Below are 23,580 nucleotides of genomic sequence, written 5' to 3'. Positions count from 1 at the left end.
CTCTGCGTCGTTTGGGTCGATGTCAGACCGAGGACCTAGTCTGTGCAGCGTGACTTCGCCTGCTTCGACGGACCGTGTTCCGCCCCAGCTCAGCGCGGCGCCGCGCCCCGCACCGGGTCCGGCGGCCGACGAGGGGCTGGCGCGGCGGCTGCGTGCGCTCGCCTGCACCGCGCCGATCCACGACCTCGACGCGCGCAAGGCCAATCTCGCCGGTGAGTACTCGGTCTACGGCATGGCGGAGATCGCCCTCGCCGCCATCGACCTCGTCACGCTGAACATGGACTTCGACACCGGCGCCGACCACGACCAGATAGTGGCCCGTCTGCTGCCGCGCATCGCCGCCCAGGCGCCCCGGCGGCCCGTCGCCGAGCACGAGCGGGTGGCCCGCTGGGTCCTGGAGAACCTGATCAACGTGGGCAGCGTCGACCGCGGCTTCCGCGCCGCCTACGGCACGTTCGCGCCCGACGGCACCTACGTGCGCCGCGACTACGACTTCAAGCTGATCGAAGAGGTCCCCGGGTACGGCGGCGCGGTCTACCTCCGGACGACCGACGAGGCCGTCAACGTCCTCGTCGGGGCCCTCGACACCGATGTCACCAGCGCGCAGATCGCCGCCGAGGTCAAGCTCGAGGTACTGATCCGCCGCGGCCGTCTCGCCGACGCCCAGCTCGCCGCCGAGCAGGCCCGTTACCGCACCGTGCAGTACTCGGAGACGCTGCGCCGCGCCCTGGAGGCCACCCGGCGCAACGTGCGCGCGGTGGACTGGCTCAACGCCGTGCCCGACATGATCGCCGAGGCCCTCGACCACGTCGCGGACCGCTATCGCCACGAGAACGCGATCCTCACCAACATCCGCAAGGCCCGCGACGAGATCGAGGACGCCGACAACAAGCGGCGGGCCGCCGAGCTCGTCGACATCGTCAAGGACTGCATCCGCCGCCACACCCAGCTGCAGTCCCGGCTGCTGGAGGCCGGCCCGCTGTTCCGCGCCGAGCAGGACCGGCAGGCCTTCGCCACCCCCATGACCTCTTCGGGCATAGACCTCTACGGGCACCTCGTCACCCCCGTGCTGCCGTTGCCGCTGGAGCAGGCCGTCCGTGTCACCGACGCGTTCTTCGCCCGGGGGACCGGTCTGCGCACACCCGGAGCCGTGCGGCTGGGCGATCTCGTCGACCTCCTGTTGACGCCGCCGGTGGAGCGCGAGCACCTCGGAGCGGAGATGCCGGAACCGGATCTCATCGCCACCCCGGACGACAGTCGGTTCAGCGAGGAGCAACTGACCGCCGCCAAGAACCTGCTCGACCTGCCCGCGGACGCCCCGCGCCGGTTGTCCGGGCTGCTGGCCGAAGCACGACGGGCCGACCCCGAACTGCCCTATCTGGTGGCCCTGCTGGCGGTGCACGCCGCCAGCCCCGCGGTCGGCACCGCCTACCGGCAGGGCGAGGAGAAACTGCTCTTCGCCGTCGACGACGGTACCGAGCTCGACGACCCCGAATTCGGCGGGGCCGACCTGATCGTCGGCACGGCGCTGCTCGACGCCGCGGGGATGGCGGCGGACCGCACGGAGGCGGCATGAGCCGGACCGGCCGCCGCATCCACGAGCCCATGCCGACACCCACGTATACGTACACGCACACCGAGGAGCCGAAGCCGTGACCGAGCACGTCGAGTGGAGCGACACGGAGGCACCCGCTCCGGCGGCGCACACCGCCGTCACCCCCGCCGACGCCGCCGACGCGGCGCGGCTCGTCGCCTTCGGGCTCCAGCCCAGACTGCAGCCCGCGCGCGACCAGGAGTACGCCGAGCTGCTGCGGCGCCACCGCGAGGATCCTGCCTTCGCGCGGCTCGCCGACGCCGTCGCCGCAGGGCTGGGGCTGATCGTGCTGGAGGTGTCCCCGCGCGCGGGGATGGCGGTCACCGCCGCCGAGGACTCGGTCTTCGCCGTCCGCATGGGCGACTACGCGCGTCGTACGTCCGCCGACGGCGGTGACCGCTTCCTGCACGGCCTCGCGCACCTCGCCGTCGCCGCGATGGCCTATCCGCGACCTGAGGACCTGGCCGACGACGGCTACATCGGGCGGGTCAGCGTCAACGGCGTCGACGCCTTCGTACGCCAGGCCTGCCGCCGGCTGGAGGAGCGGGCGGAGCAGCAGGGCGAGAACACCGACCCCGCGAGCGACGCGCCCGGCCTGGAGGCCGCCTGGCGGATCTGGGCCAGACGCAGCGCCACCGGCGCCACCAAGGACGCGCGCAGACTCGCCGGTTCCACCACCGGCATCGTCGGCAAGGCCGTCGCCTTCCTCACCGACTCCGGCTTCCTGCAGCGGACCGGCGACGACAGCGGCGGCACCTACCGGACCACCGCCCGCTACCAGCTCCAGGTACGCGACATGGCGGGCGCCGCCGCCATGGCCGAACTGCTGGAGCTGGGAGTCGTCCCGGTCACCGACGGCGTCCCGACGCTGCTGCCCGCCGAGGAGAGCGACGAACTGGAACTGGTGGCCGACGCCGGGCTGCCGTTCCACTCCTGAGGCACCCCCTCTCCTGAGGGCGCCGCACCCCCCTGTTCTGCCGAAGACTTACGAGAGTCCGCCATGTACGAGCTGTCCCGGGTCCGCCTCTACTCCATCGGCCCTGCCGGTGCGCGCTACGCCGACACCGTGCTAGACCTGCGGGGCGTCGGCGACGTCGTGCCCGACCCCGCCCCCACCCAGGCGGAGTTCTTCCAGGAGGAGCCGGTCGGCCCGCCGCGCCGGCCCGCCCCTGCGGGCGTCCTCTTCCTGGAGAACGGCGGCGGCAAGTCCGTCCTGCTCAAGCTGATCTTCTCCGTGATGCTGCCGGGCCACCGCAACACCCTCGGCGGCGCCAGCTCCGGGGTGCTGCGCAAGTTCCTGCTCGCCGACGACTGCGGACATGTGGCGCTCGAGTGGCAGCACGTGCTCACCGGCGAGTGCGTGGTCGTCGGCAAGGCGAGCGAGTGGCGCGGACGCCAGGTGTCCAACGACCCGCGCAAGTTCGCGGAAGCCTGGTACTCGTTCCGGCCCGGGCCCGGGCTGAGCCTCGACAACCTGCCCGTCGCCGAGGCCACCGCCGTCCGCCCGCCCGTCGAGGGCGTCTCCGGGGCACAGGGCCGCCGACGCACCATGAAAGGCTTCCGGGACGCCATCACCGAGGCCGGAAAGGCGTATCCGCACCTGGAGGTGCACTGGGAGGAGATCCACGACCGCTGGATCGAGCACCTCGGCGAACTGGGCCTCGACCCGGAACTCTTCCGCTACCAGCGGGAGATGAACGCCGACGAGGGCGAGGCCGCCGGCCTCTTCGCGGTGAAGAAGGACTCCGACTTCACCGACCTGTTGCTGCGCGCGGTCACCGACACACGCGACACCGACGGGCTCGCCGACCTGGTCAGCGGCTTCGGCAACAAGCTCGGCCGGCGCGCCGAGCTGATCGCCGAGCGGGACTTCACCGCCGGGTCGGCGGACCTGCTCGGGCGGATCGTCGAGGCTGCCGGGTCGCGCGCGCGTGCGCGTGAGGTCCACGCCGCGGCCGAGCGACGCACCCGCGCGCTGGCCCGCCGGCTGTCCGCGCGGGGCGTACGGGAGAAGACGCGGGCCGGCGACCTCGCCCAGCGGGTCACGGCCGCCGCCTACGCCGTCACGCATTCCGAGGGCGCACGGGAGCGCAGTGCCCTGATCGCCGCCGAACTCGCCTTCCGGCACGCGTCGCTGGCCCTCGCCGCCGCGGAGAAGTCCGCAGCCGCGCAGAAGCGCGAACTCGCCGACGCCCGCACCCTGCACTCCGCCTGGCAGGCGGCCGAGGCAGTACTGCGCCACCGGGCCGCCGCCGACCGTGTGGCACGCGTGTCTGCCGCGATCCAGGAAGCCGAACGGGACGCCGCCCCCGCACTCGCCGCCCGTGCCCGGGCCGCCGTCGATCTCGTCCGTGCCCTGCACGCCGCCGCCGACGGCGCCGAGACCCTCGCCAACGAGGAGGAGGAGCGCTCGGCCGCGCTCCAGGAGGTCGGCGAGTCCGCCCACCGCGACGCCACGTCCGCCGCGACCGACGCCCAGCGCGCCCGCAGCGAGGTGGGACACCTGCGCCAGCGGCTCTCGGAGGTCGAACAGGAGACCGCCGAAGCCGTACGCGCGGGCTGGCTCGACGACAGCGCCCCCGACGCCGACCCGGCCCGCGCGGCCCTCGCCGCAAGCGACGCCGAGAAGACGGCCGTGGCCGCCTGGGACACCGCCCGCGAAACCTCGGCCCGGGCCGCCGAGCACGCGCGCGAGGCCGCCTCGGCGGAGTCCCGCGCCGAACTCACCGCCGCCCGCGCCGCCGACGCGGCCACGGGCGCGGAGCGCTCCTACGAGGCCGAGCGGCGGCTCGCCGAATCCCTGGCCGGCGAGGAACGCCTCGCGGAACTGCTAGGGCTGACCGGCCGCGGAACCCGCCCCCGGATCCCCCAGCCCAGGCAGGACGGCGCGCCGGACGACGGCTCCGCACTGGCCCCCGAGGACCTGGACCGCTGCGCCGACGAACTGCGCGAACTCCTCGACGACGCCGTCTCCTCCGCGGAACGGCAGCTCTTCGACCTACGGACCGCAGCCGCCGACGACTCCCGCATCCTCGGCGCCCTGGGCGACGGCGGACTGCTGCCGCCCGGCCCGGACGTCCTCGCCACCGTCGAGTTCCTCGGCGAGCACGGCATCCCCGCCCTGCCCGGCTGGCGCTACCTCGCCCAGGCCGTCGACCCCGCCGACCACGCCCGTGTGCTCGCCGCCCGGCCGGAACTGGTCGACGGCGTGATCATCACCGACCCCGGCTCCCACGCACGCGCGCGTGAGGCGCTCGGCGCCGCCGCACTGCTGCCCCGTTCCGCCGTGGCCGTCGGCACAGCCGCCGCCCTGCTCGCCCCGACCCCGCCGGTCGACTCCGACGGCGGCGCCCGGAGCGAGGTCTTCCTCGTCCCGCCGAACCCGGCCATGCACGACGAGCACGCCGCCGACGAGGAGCGGCAGGCGCTGCGTGCGCGGGCGACCGAGCGCGACGAGGACATCCGCCGTCTCGCGGGGCGGCTCGCCAAGGACCGGGAGCTGTCCGCGCGCCTCGCGTCCTGGCGGGCCGGCTGTCCGGCCGGGCGGCTCGCCGAGCTGGCCCGCGCCGCCGCGGAGGCGCGCTCCTTCGCCGAGGAGTCCGAGGCCGAGCTGGCCGAGGCGCGCGGCGTGCGCGCGGAGGCCGAGGAGAGCGCCGCCGAGGCCGCCCAGGCCCGCGACGAACACCAGGAGGTCGCGCAGCGGGCCAGGCGGGCCGCCGACGCCCTCGCCGGGCTCGCCTTCCGGCTGCGCGAACGCGCCGGCTGGCAGGTCAAGGTGCGCGAACTCGCCGACGAGGCAGCCGAGTCGGAGGCCCGCGCCCAGTCCTGCCTGGAGCGCGCCAGGGCTGCCGACGAGGACCGGCGCGGCGCCCAGCGGGCCGCGGACGACGCCCGCCGCACCGCGCGTGCGCTGCGCGCCGAGCGCGCCGAGATCGCCTGCGCCCCCGACGACGTCCCGCAGGACGGGACGGCCGCGCCCACGGCGTCCCTGCCCGCGCTGCGTGAGGCCTACCGGGCCGCGTCCCTGCTGTACGAGAAGGTCGGCGTCGGCGCCGACCTGCGCGCCGAACAGGCCCGGGCGGAGAGCGACGAGAGCGCGGCCCGCACCGAACTGGACCGGCTCAGCAACAAGGTCCGCACCCGCGCCGAACAGTTGCTCCAGTCGCCCGACGGCTCCGACGGGCCCTCCCGGCAGGCCGCCGCGGCACGGGCGGAGGAGCTGGTGCAGCTCCTGGAGACCCGCATGTCCACCGCCAGTGAGCAGCTCGGGCGGCTGCGCGGCGAACACGAACGGCTCGCGCCCGAGGACGGCGAGGCGCACACCGAGCTGGCCGAGGAGCTCCGGCCCCGCGACGCCGAGCACGCCCAGGCGCTGCTGCGCACCGCGACCGCCGAGCTCGCCGCCCGCGCCGAGGCCTTGGAGCAGTCACGCGAGGCGCACGCCGAGCTCCTGGCCGCCCACCGGGCCGCCGAGGACGCGGCAGGCGGCTTCGACGAGATCGCCGCGATGCTCCGAGACCTGCTGCGCGAACACAGCCCGGAGGAAGAGCAGGAGGAGTCGGAGCCCTACCCCGGCGTCCTGGAGGAGGCGCGCAGGTCGGCCGCCGAGGCCCGCCGCTCACTGCGCGGCTGCGCCGCCGACCTCTCCGCCGCTGAGTCGTCCGTGCGCGAGGCGAGCGATGTGCTCGTCCGGCACGCCAACTCCACGCGCTACGAGCAGGTGCGCACCCCCGCGCGCCAGCAGATCCGCGAACTTCCCGCCTCCGCGCTGCCGGAGCACGCGCAGAAGTGGGCGGACGCCTTCGCTCCCCGCCTGCGCGTCCTGACGGACGAACTGGCGCAGCTGGAGCGCAACCGGGACTCGATCGTGGACCGTCTGCGGGGGCTCGTCGAGTCAGCGCTGGCCACTCTGCGCTCGGCCCAGCGGCTCTCCCGGCTGCCCGAGGGGCTCGGCGAGTGGTCGGGTCAGGAGTTCCTGCGCATCCGCTTCGAGGAGCCCGACCAGGCGACCCTCGTCGAGCGGCTCGGCGAGGTCATCGACGAGGCGACGCGCGCGGCCGTGAAGAAGAACTCCGACCTGCGGCGTGACGGCATGTCGCTGCTGCTGCGCGGAGTCGGCGCGGCCCTGCAGCCCCGAGGCGTCGCCGTCGAGATCCTCAAGCCGGACGCCGTCCTGCGAGCGGAGCGCGTTCCCGTCGGACAGATGGGCGACGTTTTCTCCGGCGGCCAGTTGCTCACCGCAGCCATCGCCCTGTACTGCACGATGGCGGCCCTGAGGAGCAACGACCGGGGCAGGGACAAGCACCGCTACGCCGGCACGCTGTTCCTCGACAACCCCATCGGGCGGGCCAACGCGACCTATCTGCTGGAACTCCAGAGGGCGGTCTCGGACGCGCTCGGCGTGCAGCTCCTCTACACCACCGGCCTGTTCGACACCACGGCCCTCGCGGAGTTCCCGCTGGTCATCCGGCTGCGCAATGACGCCGACCTGCGGGCGGGCCTGAAGTACATCAGTGTGGAGGAGCATCTGCGGCCGGGTCTGCCGCAGCAGACCCCGGCGGCGGACGGCGACGCGGTGCAGGCGCACAGCGAGATCACGGCGACGCGGATGTACAAACGACCCGCACCGAACGCCGGTTGACGAGCCGTACGGCTCAAGGAGAACCGCGGGCACGCTCTCCCCGGCCCCGGGGAGAGCGTGCGGCCTTCAGGGGTGGGACAGCTGCCCGGCGCCGCCCTGCCTGCGTATCCGCTCCTGCGCCCGCTCGGCGGTCCGTTCCTGTCGTCGGGCCTTGCGCTGCTCGCGTCGCAGAGCGCGCGCGGTGCTGCTCGGCGTCGACACCACGCCGTTGCGCTGGTTCCACACCTGGCGCGTCACCCAGACGTCGAGCGCGCCCCAGGTGGCCAGCACCGTGCTGACCACGCTGCTGATCACCATGGGGAAGGCCAGCCAGGATCCGGCCAGTGTGCACAGGAAGGCGACCATCGCCTGGATCAGCGTCACGGCGATGACGAGCACCGCGCGAACGGCCGCCGTGCGCACCGGGTCGGGCATGCGACGCCGCTTCGCCGGCTCCTCCACCCACAACGGCCGGTAGACGACCCGCCCTTGTCGCCCGGAGGCGCCACCGCCACCGCCACCGGTGGCCGCCGGCACGCTCCGGTCTGCCGACCCGGCCGTGCTCGCGGTACGCGCCGGCCGTTCCGTCCGTACCTGCCCGTTCGGACTGCCGCCGTCCGATGCCACAGGGTCCCGCAGCGCCGTACTGCCCGCCGCCGTACTGTCCTCCGACGCCTCACGCCGCTCCGCCGTGCCCATCACCGTGTCACTCCCCACCGCCAGCAGACCGCTCGCCTCCGGATCGAAGACCCGGCTCCCCAGTGGCTGCCCGGCTTGCGCTGATGTACGCCGCCCAGGTGCGGCATACGGCTTGTGTGGCCGATTCCGCCCCCGGCTCCCATGGAGAAGGACGCTCGACGTGCCCTGATTGTTCCCTCGTTGCGAAAAATTCTGGCCAACTCATGCGCGGAGTCGACCGGATCCGTCCGGGCCCGGGACGCCTGATTCTGGGCTGTCATCTCCCCTGATTCTCGGACAACACGCCATGTCTCGCCCTCGGTACGGAAGTTCAGGTTCCGGACGGCTCTTCGAGTTAACTCTGTGTCGGTAGTAGGCTCTCGCCGTTTGTTGACGCACATGCGTACCCCCGACCGGTGGGGGTTCGAGCTGGGGGAGGCCATGCGCTTTCGCGGGAAGTCGATCCGCCGGAAGATCGTGGCGCTGCTTCTCGTGCCGCTGGTGTCCCTGACCGCCGTCTGGGGCTTCGCCACGGTACTCACGGGCCGCGAGGCGAGTCGGCTGTTCACCGTGTCGGCCGTCGTCGAGAAGGTCGGCTACCCCCTCGAGGACACCGTCCGCGTCGTCCAGCAGGAACGCCGCCAGACCCTCGTCTACCTCGCCGACCCTCGCGCCTCCGACGCGCTGACCGCGCTGCGGCGCACCCGGACCTCCACCGACGAGGCGCTCGCCGAGATCCGCAGGAACGCACAGGACCCCGACGTCCGCGACGTCCTGGACCAGGACGACGGCGAGGGCCTCACCGTGGTGCTGGACGGGTTCGACGGCATCGACTCGCTGCGCCGGAGCGTCGAGGAGCGCAGCGTCACACGGACCCAGGCGCTGAACCTCTACACCCAGCTGATCGACCCCTGTTACACCCTGCTGTCCAAGCTGGACGTGGTCGACAGCGTGGAGATGGACAAGCAGTACCGGGCCCTCGTCAGCGTCGCCCGCGCGCGTGAACTGCTCTCCCGCGAGGACGCGCTGCTCGGCTCCGCACTCGTCGTGGGCCGGCTCCGCCGCGAGGAGATCCGTGAGGTCTCCGACCTCGTGGCCCAGCGCGAGGTGATCTACGAGATCAGCCTGGCCCAACTGCCCACCGCGGAGAGGCAGCGCTACGAGGCCTTCTGGAAGAACGCCACCACCGCCACGCTGCGCACGGCCGAACAGGCCGTCATCGGCGGCACGTCCGGCGACCTGCCCCGCGGTGTCAGCGCCCGGAACTGGGACACCGCGGCCGGAAACGTCCTCGCCGAACTCGGCGCCCTGGACGAGCAGGCCAACGACCGCTACCAGGACCGCGTTCGGCCGGTGGCGATCGAGGTCATCGTCAAGGCGGTCGTCGCGGGCGTCTTCGGGCTGATCGCCCTGCTCGTCTCCCTCGTCCTGTCGGTGCGCATCGGCCGCGGCCTCATCCGCGATCTGCGCCAGCTGCGGCTGGACGCCCACGAGGCGTCGGGCGTGCGGCTGCCCAGCGTGATGCGCCGTCTGTCGGCGGGCGAGCAGGTCGACGTGGAGACGGAGGTGCCGCGGCTGGAGTACGACAAGAACGAGATGGGCGAGGTCGGCCAGGCCCTCAACACCCTGCAGCGCGCCGCCGTCGAGGCCGCCGTCAAGCAGGCCGAACTGCGCTCCGGGGTCTCCGAGGTGTTCGTCAACCTCGCCCGCCGCAGCCAGGTGCTGCTGCACAAGCAGCTCACCCTGCTCGACACCATGGAGCGCCGCACCGAGGACACGGAGGAGCTCGCCGACCTCTTCCGCCTCGACCACCTCACCACGCGTATGCGCCGGCACGCAGAGGGCCTGGTCATCCTCTCCGGCGCAGCCCCCTCCCGGCAGTGGCGCAAGCCCGTCCAGCTCATGGACATCGTGCGCGCCGCGGTCGCCGAGGTCGAGGACTACGAACGCATCGAGGTCCGCCGCCTGCCACGCATCGCCGCGACCGGCCCGGCCGTCGCCGACCTCACCCACCTGGTGGCCGAACTCCTGGAGAACGCCACGGTGTTCTCCCCGCCGCACACCGCCGTCCAGGTGTTCGGCGACCGGGTCGCCAACGGCTTCACCCTCGAGATCCACGACCGTGGCCTCGGCATGGCGCCCGAGGCACTTCTGGAGGCCAACCTCCGGCTCGCCGAGACGCCGGAGTTCGAACTGTCCGACACCGACCGCCTCGGACTGTTCGTGGTCAGCCGGCTCGCCCAACGGCAGAACGTCCGCGTCTCCCTGCAGCCCTCGCCGTACGGCGGTACGACCGCCGTCGTCTTCATCCCCGACGCGCTGCTGACCGACGACGTCCCCGACACCAACGGCATCGGCTTCCGGCTCGACCGTCCCCGGCCCCCGAAGGAGGCAGAGCCGGCCGAGTCACGCAGGCCCGCGCTGTCCCCGGCCGGGGCGCAGCTTCCCGGCCTGCCGGTCTCGATGCTCGACGGCCCCGTCGAACTGGAGTCGCCCGTCGACCTGAACGCCCTCGGCGGCTTCCCGGCCGTTCTGGACGACGAGGACGACCACGGCGGGCTGTTCCGTCCCCGCCGCTCGCTCACCCGCGACGACGACCCCACGGCTCACGCCGCCGACCACTCCCGCGCACCGGCCGCCGGTCTCGGCGACCCGGCGAAGCCCGCCGACGACCCCGCCGCGCCGGTCCCGCTGCTGCCCGGCCGCCGCACGCCCAAGCTGGTCAGCTCGCACGGCCGTCCGGTGCCGGAACCGCGGCCGCTGCGTGCCGACACCGACCCGGAGCCCCCGGTCCGGCCTGGCTCCCGCCGCCCGGCGGACGAGGGCCCGGCGCCCCTGCCGTCGCGCCGCCGCGGCACGACGGCGCAGATCCCGCGCAGTGGCGGCGCACCCGAGCGCCCCGCCCTGCCGGACCCTTCGGGGCGCGGCCCGGCACAGTCTTCCCAGCCGCCCGGGCTTCCGCGCCGGGTCCGGCAGCCGTCGGCACCGGACGGCGGCCCCGACGGCGTCGTCGGAAGCACGGCCTCGGCCGCCGCCCCGACGGGCGACACCGGCGCCTCGGGGACGGGAGCGCTGCCCCGGCGCGTGCGGCAGGCGAACCTGGCGCCGCAGCTGAGGCAGGGCCAGGCCGCCCAGGCGCCGAAGGCGGCCGATCCCGCCGACCGTGACGCCGACGAGGTCCGCAGCCGTATGGCCTCGCTCCAGCGAGGCTGGCAGCGCGGCCGCGTAGAGAACGCCGCGGGCGACGACGCCCACAGCGGCACAGCACCACGAGGAACGACAAAGGGGGACGGTCGATGACCGCACCGAAGGCGACCGACCAGACCACCCACAACGGCGAGCTGAACTGGCTTCTCGACGAACTCGTCGACCGGGTCGCCGGCATCCGCAAGGCGGTCGTCCTCTCCGGCGACGGCCTGGCGACGGGGGTGTCCAAGGACCTGTCGCGGGAGGACGGCGAGCACCTGGCCGCCGTCGCCTCCGGGTTCCACAGCCTCGCCAAGGGCGTCGGCCGCCATTTCGAGGCCGGCAGCGTCCGCCAGACCGTCGTCGAACTCGACGAGGCGTTCCTGTTCGTCACGGCGGCCGGCGACGGCAGCTGCCTCGCCGTCCTCTCGGACGCCGACTCCGACGTGGGCCTCGTGGCGTACGAGATGACGTTGCTGGTCAAGCGGGTCGGCGCACATCTGGCCACCACCCCGCGCACCGATCTGCCCTCGGGCGGGTAGTGAGACGGCATGAGCACAGACGGTCAGGGAACAAGTCACTGGTTCGACGACGAGGCCGGACCGGTCGTCCGTCCGTACGCCATGACGCGAGGCCGCACCACCAGTGCGGTCCAGCACCGCCTCGACCTGATCGCGCTCGTCGTCGTCGAGCCTCATGCCGACGATCCGGACGCGGACTCCTCACTGTCCCCCGAGCACGTGGACATCGTGGACCTGTGCCGGCAGGCGCCGCAGTCGGTCGCCGAACTGGCCGCCGAACTCAATCTGCCCATCGGCGTGGTGCGGGTCCTCGTCGGTGACCTCGTGGACGCCGAGTTCGTCCATGTGAACCGGCCGGTGCCCCCGGCCGAACTGCCGGACGAGAGTATTCTGCGCGACGTGATCAACGGCCTCCGAGCGCTGTGAGCAGCACCGAAGTGAAACGCGGACGACGACGTGACCGGCCGGCCGCCGTGGGCCGGTCCCTGCGGCGGAGCACCCCCCAGTCAAGCCATCGAGCAGGAGAAGCAATCGATGATCTTCGGGCGTTCTGAGCGCGGCAAGCCCCCGGTCGAGCCCGTCACGCTCAAGATCCTGGTGGCGGGCGGATTCGGGGTGGGCAAGACCACCCTCGTCGGCGCCGTCAGCGAGATCAAACCGCTGCGCACGGAGGAGTACCTCACCGAGGCGGGCCGCCCGGTCGACGACACCACCGGCGTCGAGGCCAAGCACACCACCACCGTGGCCATGGACTTCGGGCGCATCACGCTGCGCGAGGACCTGGTGCTCTACCTGTTCGGGACACCGGGCCAGGAGCGATTCTGGTTCATGTGGGACGAGCTCTCCGAGGGGGCGCTCGGCGCCGTCGTGCTCGCCGACACCCGCCGGCTGGGGGACTGCTTCGCCGCCGTGGACTACTTCGAGCGGCGCTCCATCCCCTTCCTCGTCGCCGTCAACTGCTTCGAGGGCGCCGCCCATTACCCGGAGCAGGACGTGCGCGGGGCCCTCGACCTCGACGAGGACGTGCCGGTGGTGCTGTGCGACGCCCGCGACCGCAGGTCCGTCCGGGACGTCCTGGTCGGCGTCGTCCAGCACGCCATGGACTTCGGCGCGGAACGCCGCCAGACCGTCACCACCTGAGAGCCGGCCGACCGGCGCACCCACCGGCTGTGCCGCGCGCGGCACAGCCTCGACGGCCCCGCGCTCCCGGTGACGGCCCTGGCGCGCCGGCAGGCGCAGGCGCCGGTGCTCGCGCGGCCGCCCCCTCACCGCACCGCGACCACCGCCGAACCGTGACCGAACAGGCCCTGGTTCGCGGTGAGGGCGACACGGGCGCCCGCGACCTGGCGATCGCCCGCCTCCCCGCGCAGCTGCCAGGTCACCTCGCACACCTGGGCGATGGCCTGCGCCGGCACGGCCTCCCCGAAGGAGGCCAGCCCACCGCTCATGTTCACGGGTATGCGGCCGCCCGGCGAGGTCGCGCCCTCCCGCAGCAGCTTTGCGGCCTCACCGCCGCCGCACAGTCCCAGGTCCTCGTACCACTGCAACTCCAGTGCGGTGGAGAGGTCGTAGACCTCGGCGAGCGACAGGTCCTCAGGGCCGATGCCCGCCTCCTCGTAGGCGGCTCGGGCGATCGACGCCCGGAAGGGCTCCCCGGCCGGCTCGACCCCCGCCGCCGAGTCGGTCGCGATGTCCGGCAGATCCAGCACCGTGTGGGGGTACCGGGGGGTCACGGTGGACACGGCCCTGATCCTCACCGGGTCGGCGACACCCCGTCGCCGCGCGAACTCCATGCTGGACAGCACCAGTGCCGCCCCGCCGTCCGAAGTCGCGCAGATGTCCAGCAACCGCAGCGGATCGCAGACCACGGCGGAGGCGGCGACCTCCCTCGCCGTGACCCGCTTGCGGTAGCGCGCGTTCGGATTCAACGCCCCCACGGCCGCGTTCTTCACCTTGACCTGCGCGAAGTCCTCCAGGGTGTCGCCGTGCAACGCCATCCTGCGACGCGCGTACAGCCCGAAGTACGCAGGGTTGGTCGCGCCGAGCACGCGGAACCGCAGCCAGTCCGGGTCGTCCCGACGGTCGCCTCCCGCGGGACGGAAGAATCCCTTGGGTGCGGCGTCGGCGCCCACCACGAGCACCACGTCCGCCATCCCGGCGAGGATCTGCGCCCGCGCGGTGTCGATCGCCTGGGCCCCCGACGCGCAGGCCGCGTACACACTGGTGACCTTGGCCCCCTGCCACCCCAGGGCCTTGGCGAAGGTGGCCCCGGCCACATACCCCGGATACCCGCCCCGCACCGTGTCCGCGCCCACGATCGAGCCGATCTCTGCCCAGTCCACCTCCGCGTCCGTGAGGGCCGCACGCGCCGCCCTCACGCCGTACTCGACGAAGCTGCGCCCCCACTTCCCCCACGGGTGCATCCCCGCGCCCAGCACCGCCACGTCCGCTGTCATCCCGCCACCCCCGTAGGCCGCCACCACCAGGTCGTCCAGGTCGTCTCCGTGTCCTCGTCGAGCACCCCCGGGACGACCTCCACCTCCATGCCCACCGCCAGTTCGGCGACGGTGATCCCGGGAACTGCCTGTCCCAGCACCACGATCCGCTCGGACTCCAGCTCCACAGCGATCAACGCGTACGGCTCCCACGGAAGTTCCGGATCGGTCACGTACGGTGACGGAGGCCGGTACCGGCTGTCCGTGTACGACCAGACACGTCCGCGCCGCGACAGCGGGACCTCCTCCAGGTCGCCGCCGAGGCAGCCCGGGTTACGGCAGTACGTGTCCTCGCGGGGGAAGAAGACCGACCGGCACGCCGCGCAGCGCGTCCCGAGCAACCTGAAGCCGTCTCCCTCTCCGGTGAACCACCCGGCGACCACCGGCGTGCGTGTACGTGACAAGAATGCCTCCCGGACACGGAACCTGACGGGACGTCAGATTGTGCCACGGTCACCCTTGATTGGGCAGGGACAAGGCAGGACGCGGACTTCACCGGTCCGGGCTCCCTCCGCCTCGGTCCTCATGGGTCCCACGCCCCGCAGCCCCCGTACACCACTCTCCGCAAGATCGGATACGCTCCGCCGCGTGTCCGAAACTCTGCACCCCACTTCGAACTCCGCGCGCGACTCCCACTGTTCGAGCTGCGGGGCGCCCTACGGGGAGGGCGTCACCGGCTGGCCCCGCACCTGCCGGGCCTGCACCGCCGTGGCCTACCGCAACCCGCTGCCGGTGGCCGTCGCGCTCCAGCCCGTGTACGACGAGAAGGGCACCGCCCTGGTCGTCATCACCCGAACCATCGCCCCCGCGCGCGGAGGCATCGCCCTGCCCGGCGGATTCATCGACGACCGTGAGGACTGGCGGCAGGCCGTCGCGCGCGAGCTCAGAGAAGAGACCGGCATCGAGGCCGCGCCCCGTGACGTGCGGCTCGCCGACGCCATGAGCTCCCCCGACGGCCACCTGCTGCTGTTCGGACTCCTCCCCGAGCGGCCCGCAGACCGGCTGCCCGTCTCCGCCGCCACGGACGAGACCGAGGGCTGGCACCTCCTGCGCCGAGCGGAGGAGGTGGCCTTCCCCCTGCACACGCTCGCCGTACGGGCGTTCTTCGAGGGTCGCTACATCTGAGGTCCGTCCGGACCGCCGTCAGCCGAGCCCGCGTACGCGTACCGGGCAGGGCGGTGCGTGCCCGCCGTCCTCGCCCTCCCGCTCGACGACCACCCGAGAACCCTTCCAGCGGGCGACATACCGCTCGATCTCCGGCTCCCGCCGGCCGTCGCCGGGGTCCCGCACCACCAGGCCGCCGCCCGTCCGCCCACGGGCCGGCGCCCACACCTCCAGCTCAAGTTCACCGTCGTCCCCGAGTACCGGCACGACGGCCCCCGCGCGCGCGAGCACCGGGATACGCGACAGCGGAGCGTCCACCAACACCCGCCCCGGCCCCCGGTAAGCCCGCCCCGTCGCCGTGTCGAACCAGTGCCCCCTCGGCAGCTGCACCGGGCGACGGTCGATCCCCGGTGCGAGCACGGGCGCCACCAGGAGGCTCTCGCCGAGCAGGAAGGCGTCTTCGCTGTCGCGCAACGCCCGGTTCCGGGGAGCCCCCCACCACACCGGGCGCACATAGGGAGCACCGGTACGCCGGGCCTGATGCGCCAGCGTCACGAAGTACGGAATCAACCGCCGGCGTCCGACGAGCGCCACGCGCACGTGCTCCAGCATCTCCGGACCGAGCTCCCACGGCTCCCGCCGCCCCGCCCGCGGATGCGCACCCGTACGGAACAGCGGCAGATAGGCGCACAGCTGCAGCCGCCGCAGATACAGCTCGGGCGTCGCATCGCCGTCGAGGCCGCCCACGTCCGTCCCCGAGTACGGCACCCCGCACAGTCCGAGCCCCATCACCAGCGACAGGGAGGTCCGCAGCCCCGGCCAGCCCGGGGCGACCTCCCCGGCCCAGGTGCCGCCGTACCGCTGCAGACCCGCCCAGCCGGACCGCGAGAGGACGAACGGACGCTCGTCCGGAGCCAGCTGCCGAAGCCCCTCCCAGGCCGCCCGGGCCATGCACAGCGCGTACACGTTGTGAGCCTCCCGATGATCACCGCCGCGCCCCTCCAGCGCGTGCCGGGCCGACCGGGGCAGCGTCGACTCCCCGAACGCCGCCGACGACGCCGGTTCGTCCATGGTGTGCCGGAAACCGGCGAAGCCCTGCCCCAGGCGCTCGGCGTAGAGACCTCCCCACCAGGCGCGCACCCGCGCGTGCGTGAAATCCGGGAACACCGACTCCCCGGGCCCCACGACACCCTCCACGAGCCGTCCCGACGGCTCCCGCACGAACGCGTCCTCGGCGACTCCGGCCTCGTACACCGCACCGCCCGCCTCAGCCCGGACCGCGGGAGCGACGACCGACACCAGACGTATCCCCTCCTGACGCAACTCCTCGGCCAGCACCGGCAGTTTCGGGAAGCGGTCCTGGTCGACCGCGAAATCCCGGTTCCCGTCAGCGTGGCCGATGCCGAGGTGCACGGCGTCGAGTGGCAGCCCGTGCTCGCGGTAGCCCGCGACGATCTCACGCAGCTCTTGTTCGCCGCCCAGCCCCCACCGCGCGTGATGGTGACCGAGCGCCCACGCGGGCGGCACCGCGGGCGGACCAGTGAGCGACGCCCAGGCGAGGAGCACGCGCGCGGGGGTGCCCACGATCACCCAGCAGCGCAGCGGGCCGCCGTCCATCCGCACCTCACAGGCGCCGAGCCGGTCGTGCCCGGACCCCGCCCCTTCCACGCCCTCCCGCAGCGTCACCGTCCCGTCCCACGAGCTGTCGTGGAAGACCAGATGGGTGGCGGCGTCGGCCACCACCAGATGCACCGGCATAGTGAGGTGGAGCGGATCGTCCCCGGGACCGAACGCGTGACCCGGATCGGTGTTCCACAGCCGGTACGACCCGTCGCGAAGCCGGGGCCCGGACGCCCTGGCGCCGAGACCGAAGAAGCGCGCGTCCGCAGCCACCTCCGAGCGCTGCAGCCAGCGTCCCGGGCCACCGTCCAGCGGCTCCCACCACCGAGGCGGCAGATCGCGGCGCAACAGCACGCCCCCGGGCGTGCACACCTCGACAGCGCCGTGCCGTGAGACCACGACCGTCACCCGCTCGGCGACGACCCGCCAGCCGCCGTCCTTGTCCGGCTCGAGCACCGCCCGCGGGTCCGGCTCCGGACAGCGGCCGGCCAGCGCGTACGACGGCTCCGGCTCCGCGCCGTCCCAGCCCCAGAAGACGGCCCCGTTCACGGCGACGTGGATCTTCAGCACGGAGCGGCCGAACCGCAGCGTCCCCCCTCCGGGCCCCGGCTCCGCCGCCAGCACCGGACCCGGCACCCGCGCCCGCTCGGGCCCCCGCCCCGGCAGGGCGGCGGCGTCGACACGCCTCCTGCGCCACGCGGCCCGGACAATGCGCAACCCCTGGACGGCTCCCGAGGAGCCGACCGCCTTCACCGAACGCACCAGGTCACGACCGTCCATGCTGTTCACCCTGTCACTGACCGCACCACGCGCGCGGGTCGTTCAACTTCCGTTCATCCGTGGCCGGACCACATCTTCACGACACGGACTGTGTGGAGCCCACCCTGGTGCTGAAGTCGATCACATGGCATCGTCCGTGTCAGCCGCGTCACGCGCACCACCCCAGCTCGTGCGCGGGTGACGCACACGACGCGCCGAGTCCGGGAGCCGCCCCATGCCGACCGTGAACCCAGAGCCGCTGTGGCGGCCAGACCCCCAGCGCATCGCCCGGGCCCAGATCACGAAGTTCCAGACCTGGGCGGCCGAGCAGCACGGAGCGCCGTCCCACGGCGGATACCCGGCCCTGCACCGCTGGTCGGTCGACGAACTGGAAACGTTCTGGGCGGCCGTGACCCAGTGGTTCGACGTGCAATTCTCGACGCCCTACGCGCGCGTGCTCGGCGACCGCTCCATGCCCGGTGCCCGGTGGTTCCCCGGAGCGACGCTGAACTACGCCGAGCACGCTCTGCGCGCGGCCGCCACCCGCCCGGCCGAACCGGCCCTGCTGTATGTCGACGAGACCCACGAACCGACGCCGGTCACCTGGTCGGAGCTGCGCCGCCAGGTCGGCTCACTGGCAGGCGAGCTCCGTGCCCTGGGCGTCCGCCCCGGGGACCGCGTCAGCGGCTACCTCCCGAACATCCCTCAGGCCGTGGTGGCTCTCCTCGCCACGGCCGCCGTCGGCGGCGTCTGGACCTCCTGCGCCCCCGACTTCGGCGCCCGCAGCGTCCTCGACCGGTTCCAGCAGGTCGAACCCGTCGTCCTGTTCACCGTCGACGGCTACCGCTACGGCGGCAAGGAGCACGACCGCCGCGACGTCGTCGCCGAGCTGCGCGCCGAACTCCCCACCCTTCGCGCGGTGGTCCACATCCCCGTGCTGGGCACGGAGCCGCCCCAGGGGGCCCTGGACTGGGCGGCCCTGACCGCCGCCGACGAGGAACCCCTCTTCGAACAGGTCCCCTTCGACCACCCCCTGTGGGTGCTCTACTCGTCCGGCACGACCGGACTGCCGAAGGCCATCGTCCAGTCCCAGGGCGGCATCCTGGTCGAGCACCTCAAACAGCTCGGCCTGCACTGCGACCTGGGCCCCGAAGACCGCTTCTTCTGGTACACCTCCACCGGCTGGATGATGTGGAACTTCCTCGTCTCCGGCCTCCTGACCGGCACGACGATCGTGCTGTACGACGGCAGCCCCGGCCATCCCGACACGGGCGCCCAGTGGCGCATCGCCGAACGCACGGGCGCCACCCTCTACGGCACCTCCGCCGCCTATGTCATGGCCTGCCGCAAAGCGGAAGTGCACCCCGCGCGGGACTTCGACCTCTCCAAGGTCCAGTGCGTCGCCACCACGGGGTCACCCCTGCCGCCCGACGGCTTCCGGTGGCTGCACGACGAAGTGCGCGACGACCTCTGGATCGCCTCGGTCAGCGGCGGAACCGACGTGTGCTCCTGCTTCGCCGGAGCCGTGCCGACCCTGCCCGTCCACACCGGCGAGCTCCAGGCGCCGGGGCTCGGCACCGACCTGCAGTCCTGGGACGCGAACGGGCGCCCCGTGATCGACGAGGTCGGCGAACTCGTCGTCACCAACCCCATGCCCTCGATGCCGGTCCGCTTCTGGAACGACCCCGACGGCAGCCGGTACCACGACAGCTACTTCGACACCTACCCCGGCGTATGGCGTCACGGTGACTGGATCACCATCACCTCCCGCGGCTCCGTCGTCATCCACGGCCGCTCCGACTCCACACTCAACCGCCAGGGCGTGCGCATGGGCTCCGCCGACATCTACGAGGTCGTCGAACGCCTCCCCGAGATCAGGGAATCCCTGGTCATCGGCATCGAGCAGCCCGACGGCGGCTACTGGATGCCCCTGTTCGTCCACCTCGCCCCGGGAGCCGCCCTCGACGAGGCCCTCCTCGGCCGCATCCAGCAGTCCATCCGCGAGCAGCTCTCGCCGCGGCACGTCCCGGACGAGGTCATCGAGGTGCCCGGTGTGCCGCACACGCTCACCGGCAAACGCATCGAGGTCCCGATCAAGCGACTCCTGCAGGGCACTCCCCTGGAGAAGGCAGTCAACCCGGGCTCCATCGACAACCTCGGCCTTCTCCACTTCTACGAGGACCTCGCCCGCAAGCGGTCCTGAACGCCTGCCGGTGCGGTGCCACGTCCGACGCCGCCACACCGCACCGACGGGTCCATCACGCTCGGCCACACCCCCGAGAGGTGGCCCCGCCGACCGTAAAACGCTGCGAGCTGCACTTTTGCTCGAGAAGCATCCGGTGCCGGCTCAGCGCGGACCTCGCTGTCAGTGCCGTCGATTACTGTGAGTGAGCATTGATCGACCGTGCACACCGGGGGAGAACATGGCACACACCGACCACCAGGCCATGCGGCGCGTTCTGCGCCGCGAGATCGCCGGCACCATCGGCCTGCTCACCGACGAGCACGACTTCCGGGCCATGCGGCACTACCGCACCTTCACCTTCGACGATCACGTCACCTACCTCCAGCAGGTAGAGGACCTCCTGAGGACACGTGCCCTGCAGGGCACCCACACCACCGTGGCCCTCTTCGACCCGCAGGAATACGCCGAGTACTGCGCCGACAGGGGGCTCGACCCCGACATCCCCGCCCACCGCACCCGCTTCACCGCAGAACTCGCGACCACCGGACCCACCATCCCCTACGAGGGGCAGCCCCTCGTCGACCTCGTGCCGGCCCTCGTGGACGAAGCCGTCCGCCGGGCGACCTGGGAGTACGCGGCCACCCTGCTTGCCCGTCTCGGAGCCTGCGCAACCTGCGGCGAGGACATCGGCCGCGCCGCCTTCACCCGAGCGTCGGCCCTCGTCGCCCGCATTCTCGACACCGCCCCACCCGGGGACCGACACCTCGTCTGCAGCGTCACGGCGGCACCGGAAACCCTTGTAGCGGTCCTCCACGCGGACGAGGAGGCCGGCGGCGTCACACGATTCGACGAGGCCGAAGCACTCGAGTTCACCACCGTCCTCGCCCTCGGCCTCGCCACCCAGGGCCCGGGCGGCCTGGTCATGCGCACCACCGCCCCCGGAGCCTCCGACCAGATCTACGGATGGCGCGTGCGCGGAGACGGGCTCGAACCCCTGACCGCCGGGGAGGTCTTCGACGCCTACTGCACCGACGTCGAGTCGGGCGACCTCATCTCACCCGAGTCCGGTGTCGACTACTGCTTCCCACCGGACCTCGGCGCGGAAGGCCCGACACCGGGGCACCAGCACTGACGCGGACCGCCCCACGCGGCAGGGACGCTCCACCCGAAGGCGGAGCGCCCCTGCCACCCGGCGGACAGCCGGCCACTCGACCGCTACTCGCCGGACAGCACAGCCTGCGCCGCCTGCCGAGCCTCCTCGGCGCTGTCCGCCGCTCGCGCGGCCGCCGCGGCGCGCTCGCACTGCGCCATCGTGTACTTCGCCAGAGCAGCCCGCACATAGGGAATCGACGCAGACCCCATGGAGAGAGAGGTGACCCCCAGCCCCGTCAGCACACACGCCAGCAGCGGATCGGCCGCGGCCTCGCCACAGACACCGCAGCTCTTGCCCTCGGCCCTGGCCGCCTCGGCGGACAGCGCGACGAGGTCGAGCAGCGCCGGCTGCCACGGGTCCTGCAGACGCGACACCGCGCCCACCTGCCGGTCGGCGGCGAACGTGTACTGCGCGAGGTCGTTCGTGCCCAGCGACAGGAACTCCACCTCCTGCAGGATGGAGCGAGCCCGCAGAGCGGCCGACGGGATTTCGACCATCGCGCCGAACTTCGCGTGGAGCCCCGCTTCCCGGCACGCGTCCGCGAATGCCTTCGCGTCGGCGCGGTCCGCGACCATCGGGGCCATCACCTCGAGGTAGACCGGCAGCCCCTCGGCGGCCTTGGCCAGCGCCGTCAGCTGGGTCCGCAGGACGTCCGGGTGGTCCAGCAGCGTCCGCAGCCCGCGCACGCCCAACGCAGGGTTGGGTTCGTCGGCCGGAGTCAGGAAGTCCAGGGGCTTGTCGGCGCCGGCGTCCAGCACCCGCACGACGACGCGGCCCTCGGGGAAGGCCTCCAGCACCTGACGGTAGGCCTCGACCTGCTTCTCCTCCGTCGGCGCGTTCTTGCTGTCGTCGAGGAAGAGGAACTCCGTGCGGAAGAGCCCCACGCCCTCCGCCCCGGCCTCGACGGCAGCCGCTACATCCGCCGGCCCGCCGACGTTCGCCAGCAGCGGCACCTTGTGCCCGTCGGCGGTGGCGCCCGGTCCGGTCGAAGCTGCCAGCGCGGCCCTGCGCGCTGCGGCAGCGGCCTCGAGCTCCGCCTTCTTCTCGCGGCTCGGGTTCACGAAGATCTCGCCGGTGCTGCCGTCGACCGCGATCATCGTGCCCTCGGCCAGTTCGCCGGCGCCCGGCAGGGCCACGACGGCCGGTACCCCGAGGGCACGGGCGAGGATCGCGCTGTGACTCGTCGGGCCGCCTTCCTCCGTCACGAAGCCGAGCACCAGAGTCGGGTCCAGGAGCGCCGTGTCCGCGGGCGCCAGATCCCTCGCGACCAGCACGTAGGGCTCGTCACTGTCCGGGACCCCCGGCATGGGGACGCCCAGCAGACGGGCGACGATACGATTCCGCACGTCATCGAGGTCGGCCACGCGTCCGGCGAGATACTCCCCGGCGCCGGCAAGCAGTTCGCGATAGGCGGCGAAAGCGTCGTACACACCACGCTCAGCGGTGCTGCCGACGGCGATACGCCGGTCCACATCGACCATCAGCTCGGGGTCCAGAGCCATCATGGCCTGGGCCTCGAGCACCGCCTGGGCCTCGCCTCCCGCCAGATTGCCCCGTGCCGTCAGATCGGCTGCGACGGCTTCCACGGCCTTGCGAGCGCGCCCCTGTTCGCGCTCCGCCTCCTCCGCCGGTATCTGCTTCGCAGGCGGTTCGAGCACCGCCGTACCCATGTGCCGAACCTCGCCGATCGCCACACCGTGACTCACGCCGACGCCTCGCAGCGTTGTCTCCATCTCACCCGTCTCCGTTAGTGCGGCGGGCCCCGCCGCCGCGGTGGTTGTCCTGCGCGCCTTCGTCATGAGGACGGCGGTGTCACTGCCAGGAAAAGAGGACGTCGCCGGATTTCACGTCGCCGTCTTCGCGGAGCTCACGGAGCGAGTCCGCGCTCGCTTCGAGCGCGACGACCGGGCAGACCGGGGACTTGCCGGCCTTCTCCACCGCGTCCGGGTTCCAGCGCACGATGCTCTGGCCGCGCGTCACGGTGTCGCCCTTGTTCACGAGAACCTCGAAGCCCTCGCCGTTGAGCTGCACGGTGTCGATTCCGAGATGCGTGAGCACACCATGACCCTCGGAGTCGACGACGACGAAGGCGTGGGGGTGGAGGGAGACGATCACTCCGTCCACGGGGGCGACGGCCTCGGAAGGCTCACGCACGGGGTCGATCGCCGTTCCCGGGCCGACCATGGCCCCGGAGAAGACCGGATCCGGCACAGCGGCCAGTCCGATGGCGCGTCCTGCAAGAGGGGACGTCACGGTGGTCATGGGGAGCCTCCCAGGGGTGGAGATGTACATGGGCCGTCACTGCCTGTCCACGAAGGCGCACTCTGCAGCAGGGTATGTCATATGAAGTACCTGTTCCGCACGAGAGATCCCGATCCGTGGTCTAGACCACTAGCCTAGTCGATTTGCAGCGCCTCTGGGGCCGCGTGTACAGTCGTACTCCTGCCTGAGGGTGAGCGACGCGATCAAGCACGCTTCCCGAGCAGCATCCAACTTGTCAGATCCTTTCTCTGATCGGCTTCCGCATGCCTGCGGAACGGTGGTCAGAGGGTCGGAAAAACCCTGATAGAGTCGGAAACGCAAGACCGAAGGGAAACTGCCCGGAGGAAAGCCCGAGAGGGTGAGTACGAAGGAAGCGTCCGTTCCTTGAGAACTCAACAGCGTG

General features: G+C 72.6%; 16 protein-coding genes. 10 read left to right on the top strand and 6 right to left on the bottom strand.

The annotated features are described in order from the left end of the window. Positions 1-49 precede the first annotated feature (49 nt). From ACN6LD_RS15820 to ACN6LD_RS15810, 3 genes are all read left to right on the top strand, one after another. A complete protein-coding gene (locus tag ACN6LD_RS15820; RefSeq protein WP_319190909.1) occupies positions 50-1,576 on the top strand; it encodes a hypothetical protein in 1,527 nt (508 codons plus the stop codon). Positions 1,577-1,652: 76 nt separating this feature from the next. Continuing rightward, positions 1,653-2,531, top strand: coding sequence for a hypothetical protein (locus ACN6LD_RS15815; protein ID WP_319190907.1), 879 nt, complete (start codon positions 1,653-1,655; stop codon positions 2,529-2,531). A 63-nt stretch (positions 2,532-2,594) separates the two neighbouring features. Then, complete coding sequence (locus ACN6LD_RS15810) at positions 2,595-7,235, top strand: hypothetical protein (RefSeq protein ID WP_445043501.1); 4,641 nt, start codon at positions 2,595-2,597, stop codon at positions 7,233-7,235. A gap of 66 nt (positions 7,236-7,301) precedes the next feature. Here the strand turns inward: ACN6LD_RS15810 and ACN6LD_RS15805 are convergent, their stop codons facing one another. Beyond that, entirely contained in the window at positions 7,302-7,913 is a 612-nt protein-coding gene (locus ACN6LD_RS15805; protein WP_445043500.1) for a hypothetical protein, read from the bottom strand. A 420-nt stretch (positions 7,914-8,333) separates the two neighbouring features. On the opposite strand from ACN6LD_RS15805, the gene ACN6LD_RS15800 reads away from it, so the two are divergent. The 4 genes from ACN6LD_RS15800 (at position 8,334) to ACN6LD_RS15785 (ending at position 12,739) form a co-directional block, all read left to right on the top strand. Beyond that, positions 8,334-11,192 carry a nitrate- and nitrite sensing domain-containing protein gene (locus ACN6LD_RS15800; RefSeq protein ID WP_319196642.1) on the top strand — a complete coding sequence of 953 codons (2,859 nt, stop codon included), beginning with the start codon at positions 8,334-8,336 and terminating at the stop codon, positions 11,190-11,192. Further along, positions 11,189-11,620 carry a roadblock/LC7 domain-containing protein gene (locus tag ACN6LD_RS15795; protein WP_319196637.1) on the top strand — a complete coding sequence of 144 codons (432 nt, stop codon included), beginning with the start codon at positions 11,189-11,191 and terminating at the stop codon, positions 11,618-11,620. The genes ACN6LD_RS15800 and ACN6LD_RS15795 overlap by 4 nt, the downstream gene beginning before the upstream one ends. A 9-nt stretch (positions 11,621-11,629) precedes the next feature. After that, positions 11,630-12,025 carry a DUF742 domain-containing protein gene (locus tag ACN6LD_RS15790; protein ID WP_266723942.1) on the top strand — a complete coding sequence of 132 codons (396 nt, stop codon included), beginning with the start codon at positions 11,630-11,632 and terminating at the stop codon, positions 12,023-12,025. A 108-nt stretch (positions 12,026-12,133) separates the two neighbouring features. Next, complete coding sequence (locus ACN6LD_RS15785) at positions 12,134-12,739, top strand: GTP-binding protein (protein ID WP_319196640.1); 606 nt, start codon at positions 12,134-12,136, stop codon at positions 12,737-12,739. 125 nt (positions 12,740-12,864) lie between these two features. Here the strand turns inward: ACN6LD_RS15785 and ACN6LD_RS15780 are convergent, their stop codons facing one another. Then, positions 12,865-14,055 carry a lipid-transfer protein gene (locus ACN6LD_RS15780; RefSeq protein WP_445043499.1) on the bottom strand — a complete coding sequence of 397 codons (1,191 nt, stop codon included), beginning with the start codon at positions 14,053-14,055 and terminating at the stop codon, positions 12,865-12,867. Beyond that, positions 14,052-14,477, bottom strand: a complete 426-nt coding sequence (locus ACN6LD_RS15775; protein ID WP_319196707.1) for a Zn-ribbon domain-containing OB-fold protein — start codon at positions 14,475-14,477, stop codon at positions 14,052-14,054. Before ACN6LD_RS15775 ends, ACN6LD_RS15780 begins: the two co-directional genes overlap by 4 nt. Before the next feature lie 205 nt (positions 14,478-14,682). On the opposite strand from ACN6LD_RS15775, the gene ACN6LD_RS15770 reads away from it, so the two are divergent. Next, complete coding sequence (locus ACN6LD_RS15770; RefSeq protein WP_319196705.1) at positions 14,683-15,219, top strand: NUDIX domain-containing protein; 537 nt, start codon at positions 14,683-14,685, stop codon at positions 15,217-15,219. Between the two features lie 18 nt (positions 15,220-15,237). Here the strand turns inward: ACN6LD_RS15770 and ACN6LD_RS15765 are convergent, their stop codons facing one another. After that, a complete protein-coding gene (locus tag ACN6LD_RS15765) occupies positions 15,238-17,598 on the bottom strand; it encodes a TIM-barrel domain-containing protein (RefSeq protein WP_445043498.1) in 2,361 nt (786 codons plus the stop codon). Between the two features lie 214 nt (positions 17,599-17,812). On the opposite strand from ACN6LD_RS15765, the gene ACN6LD_RS15760 reads away from it, so the two are divergent. Both ACN6LD_RS15760 and ACN6LD_RS15755 read left to right on the top strand, forming a co-directional pair. Then, complete coding sequence (locus ACN6LD_RS15760; protein WP_445043497.1) at positions 17,813-19,780, top strand: acetoacetate--CoA ligase; 1,968 nt, start codon at positions 17,813-17,815, stop codon at positions 19,778-19,780. Between the two features lie 220 nt (positions 19,781-20,000). Beyond that, on the top strand, positions 20,001-20,894 hold the full coding sequence (locus ACN6LD_RS15755) for a hypothetical protein (protein ID WP_445043496.1): 894 nt from the start codon (positions 20,001-20,003) through the stop codon (positions 20,892-20,894). 83 nt (positions 20,895-20,977) lie between these two features. On the opposite strand, the gene ptsP is transcribed toward ACN6LD_RS15755, so the two are convergent. Together ptsP and ACN6LD_RS15745 are read right to left on the bottom strand one after the other, a co-directional pair. Next, entirely contained in the window at positions 20,978-22,648 is a 1,671-nt protein-coding gene (gene ptsP, locus ACN6LD_RS15750) for a phosphoenolpyruvate--protein phosphotransferase (RefSeq protein ID WP_445043516.1), read from the bottom strand. A gap of 79 nt (positions 22,649-22,727) precedes the next feature. Continuing rightward, positions 22,728-23,177, bottom strand: a complete 450-nt coding sequence (locus ACN6LD_RS15745; RefSeq protein ID WP_319196695.1) for a PTS sugar transporter subunit IIA — start codon at positions 23,175-23,177, stop codon at positions 22,728-22,730. Positions 23,178-23,580 lie beyond the last annotated feature (403 nt).

It is taken from the genome of Streptomyces sp. SAS_272, from assembly GCF_052543235.1.
The sequence above is the reverse complement of the archived record's forward strand: the minus strand, read 5'-3'. Positions and strand labels throughout refer to the sequence as shown.

What these genes read in the sequence shown, in the direction of transcription:
- ACN6LD_RS15810 (WP_445043501.1), top strand. Translation starts at nt 2,595, where the DNA reads ATGTACGAGCTGTCCCGGGTCCGCCTCTACTCCATCGGCCCTGCCGGT.
- ACN6LD_RS15805 (WP_445043500.1), bottom strand. Translation starts at nt 7,913, where the DNA reads ATGGGCACGGCGGAGCGGCGTGAGGCGTCGGAGGACAGTACGGCGGCG.
- ACN6LD_RS15800 (WP_319196642.1), top strand. Translation starts at nt 8,334, where the DNA reads ATGCGCTTTCGCGGGAAGTCGATCCGCCGGAAGATCGTGGCGCTGCTT.
- ACN6LD_RS15795 (WP_319196637.1), top strand. Translation starts at nt 11,189, where the DNA reads ATGACCGCACCGAAGGCGACCGACCAGACCACCCACAACGGCGAGCTG.
- ACN6LD_RS15790 (WP_266723942.1), top strand. Translation starts at nt 11,630, where the DNA reads ATGAGCACAGACGGTCAGGGAACAAGTCACTGGTTCGACGACGAGGCC.
- ACN6LD_RS15785 (WP_319196640.1), top strand. Translation starts at nt 12,134, where the DNA reads ATGATCTTCGGGCGTTCTGAGCGCGGCAAGCCCCCGGTCGAGCCCGTC.
- ACN6LD_RS15780 (WP_445043499.1), bottom strand. Translation starts at nt 14,055, where the DNA reads ATGACAGCGGACGTGGCGGTGCTGGGCGCGGGGATGCACCCGTGGGGG.
- ACN6LD_RS15765 (WP_445043498.1), bottom strand. Translation starts at nt 17,598, where the DNA reads ATGGACGGTCGTGACCTGGTGCGTTCGGTGAAGGCGGTCGGCTCCTCG.
- ACN6LD_RS15760 (WP_445043497.1), top strand. Translation starts at nt 17,813, where the DNA reads ATGCCGACCGTGAACCCAGAGCCGCTGTGGCGGCCAGACCCCCAGCGC.
- ACN6LD_RS15755 (WP_445043496.1), top strand. Translation starts at nt 20,001, where the DNA reads ATGGCACACACCGACCACCAGGCCATGCGGCGCGTTCTGCGCCGCGAG.
- ptsP (WP_445043516.1), bottom strand. Translation starts at nt 22,648, where the DNA reads ATGGAGACAACGCTGCGAGGCGTCGGCGTGAGTCACGGTGTGGCGATC.
- ACN6LD_RS15745 (WP_319196695.1), bottom strand. Translation starts at nt 23,177, where the DNA reads ATGACCACCGTGACGTCCCCTCTTGCAGGACGCGCCATCGGACTGGCC.